This window comes from Beijerinckia sp. L45, assembly GCF_009765775.1.
GTDB lineage: Bacteria > Pseudomonadota > Alphaproteobacteria > Rhizobiales > Beijerinckiaceae > RH-AL1.
This window is the reverse complement of the sequence record NZ_LMUU01000214.1, coordinates 7488-8974: the sequence shown is the minus strand read 5'-3', so window position 1 is coordinate 8974 and position 1487 is coordinate 7488. Positions and strand designations below refer to the sequence as shown.

Below are 1487 nucleotides of genomic sequence, written 5' to 3'. Positions count from 1 at the left end.
ACGTGACGGTGAATTGCGCGAGGGCCAGAAGGTAGGCGACATTTATCGCGCCCTCGACCCGATAGCCGACGATATCGGGGAGATAGGCCAAGACAAGCAGCGTCAGGCAGAACAACACGAAGGTCGCAACGAATAGCGGGTAGACGAACCCTCTTCTTCGGGCCTCGATCTCGTCGACGAGCTGGTCAGAGGTAAACACCGCAAGCCTGTTTGCGATGGTCTCACGTTCGCGCCCAAGGGTTCCGTCGGCTTCCAGGTGTTCCACTCGCGTAAGCACGTTTGACTCCCGCATTCGAGCATATTGTCATCCGGCGCGCGGCCGAAGCGATGCCTTGGCAAAACGGTAGAACTCACGCATGGATAAGTGAAATCGTTTGATGTGATGGACGATATAAATGGAGGTTATGGAGTGGAGCTCTATCAGATCCGCCATTTCGCTGCCGTCGCGGACACCGGAAGTTTCACAAAGGCGGGCATCCGGGCGGGAGTGTCGCAGCCAGCGCTGTCGGCTTCCGTCGCGAAGCTTGAGGCGGAGCTAGGCGTAAAGCTTCTGCACCGCACCCCCGGTGCAATCAAGCCGACGCTTGCCGGCAGACGGCTCCTGCTCACGGGCCGCGAGGTCCTGTCGGCTTGCGATCGCATGAAGGCGGAGATCAAGTCTGCTGACCGGGCACGCCCGGTACGTGTCGGCGTGCTGCGAACCTTGCCGACGGCACACCTCGCGCGGCTCATCGAAGCACTCGCGACCGCGTTGCCGGGCACGACGCTCGAGCTCTGCGACGGGACGCGCGACGAGCTCCAGGAGAAACTGCTGAATCGGAAGATCGTCGCGTGCATCACGAGCGCGGGACATTCCCGTGATGGCCAATCATCCGCCGTCCTCGCCCGTGAGCATTACGGTCTGGCCGTCGGGTCCAAGCACAGGTTCGCGTCGACCGAGAGCATCTGCCTTCAGGATCTGCACGGGGAGCCGTTCATCGTGCGGACGCACTGCGAAACGTACGCCAGCACGACCAAGCTCCTAACCGAACGCGGGATATCCACTCACGTCGTCTACAAGACGGATCAGGACGACCGCGTCCTCTCGCTGGTCGCCGCGGGACTCGGGGTGGCTCTGATGCCAACGCTTTTCGCCACGCCCGACGTAAGGATTGTGAAGGTCCGCGACTTCACCGCGGACCGATGCATCGAGCTGCAGTGGAACAGCGACTGCACCGACGACCGCCTCGACCCGCTAATCGCCTTCGCAACCAGCTTCAACTGGCGGATGGGCGCAGGTTACCTCGTAGCCGATACGGCAAATGGCCCTGCATTCACCGCTGACGCGTACTTTCCAAAATGGGACGCAGCGACCGCACCGGACGACGGTTTCGCAGCCGACTTACCCGGCAATTAGGACCGGGCGCCGCGCGGACGCGGCGGTGGGGACGGATTACGAGGCGGCCGACGTCAACGCCGCCTCGCGAAGGAAACACTCCGTCATCAAA

At 62.2% G+C, this 1487-nt stretch carries 2 protein-coding genes; one reads left to right on the top strand and one right to left on the bottom strand.

Annotated features, from left to right (window positions below; all coding sequences use genetic code 11):
• The coding region (locus GSQ79_RS22070) for a DUF485 domain-containing protein (RefSeq protein WP_158810931.1) at positions 1-277 on the bottom strand (277 nt) is incomplete at its 3' end.
• Between the two features lie 132 nt (positions 278-409).
• On the opposite strand from GSQ79_RS22070, the gene GSQ79_RS22065 reads away from it, so the two are divergent.
• Positions 410-1396 (top strand): LysR family transcriptional regulator, encoded by a 987-nt coding sequence (locus GSQ79_RS22065; RefSeq protein WP_158810930.1) that lies wholly within the window; start codon positions 410-412, stop codon positions 1394-1396.
• Positions 1397-1487 lie beyond the last annotated feature (91 nt).